Source organism: Limnospira sp. PMC 289.06 (assembly GCF_032350395.1).
GTDB lineage: Bacteria > Cyanobacteriota > Cyanobacteriia > Cyanobacteriales > Microcoleaceae > Limnospira > Limnospira platensis.
The window spans coordinates 10902-12075 of record NZ_JARPLC010000093.1; the positions used below are offsets into that span (position 1 = coordinate 10902).

Annotated in this window: 1 pseudogene; it reads right to left on the reverse strand. The window is 47.7% G+C overall.

Annotation, left to right across the window (positions count from 1 at the left end):
* A pseudogene (locus P5674_RS17290) lies at nucleotides 1-1174 on the reverse strand (calcium-binding protein); the annotation flags it as partial.

Sequence of the window (1174 nt, forward strand, 5' to 3'; positions counted from 1 at the left end):
GGTCTGGTCCTGGTTCGGGGTCTGGTCCTGGTTCGGGGTCTGGTCCTGGTTCGGGGTCTGGTCCTGGTTCGGGTTCGGGTTCGGGTTCGGGTTCGGGTTCGGGTTCAGGATCTACTAAGGGTCCGTCTGGATCGATGATAAAATCTGTTTCATCCAGCATGGCTGGATCTATATTTAATAAAACTGCTAAAAAGTCTCCGGTATTGCGGTCTATTAGCAATGTATTTCTGATATTGGCACCTTCACCACGACGAATTTCGATATCTGCAAAGGTGAGTCCTCCGGTTAATCCAATTTTGTCAACACCAGCTTGAAAGTCGGTGATCAAATCTGCTAATTCTGGGGAAGCGCCGCCAGTGGTAGCTGTAATTACACTACCGCCACCTTCAGACGCACTGACAATTAAGCCAACAACAAATATATTTCTACCACCACCACCAGTGAGGGTATCAACACCACGACCGCCTTCTAGTAAATCATTACCTTCATCTCCAAAGATGCGATCGTTACCCTTTCCGCCTCTTAATATATCATTACCATCACCGCCAAAAATTATGTCGTCACCGGGACCGCCAAATATAGTATCATTTCCCTTTCCACCGACGAGTTCATCATTACCATCATCACCAAAGAGTAAATCGTTACCAGTCCCACCAAACAGGAAATCATTATCAGCACCACCGTAAAGGGTATTATTACCACCACCAGCTACTAATGTATCGTTACCCTTATCGCCAAACATCAGGTCGTCATTTTCACCCCCTATGAGGCTGTCATTACCTTGACCTCCATACATGGTGTTATTACCAGAGACAGCGAAGAGGGTATCAGCATCTTTATCGCCGAATAACAGGTCATTCCCACCTTCACCAAAAATTAAATCATTACCTTGACCACCCCGCAGACAATCATCTCCGCCGCCACCATAGATGGTATCATTACCGGCATTGCCATTAATGGAGTCTGCGCCATCACCTCCTCGCAGAAAGTCATCTCCCCCTAAGCCGAAAATGATGTTATCACCACTCAAGCCATCGATCGCATCATTCAAATCACTACCGAGAATGGTATCGTTTCCCTCTGTACCAACTCCTGAACCTTGTATGGTGATGATTTCTGGTTCTGGGTCGGGTGCGGGTTCTGGTTCCGGGTCTGGTTCCGGGTCTGGGTCGGG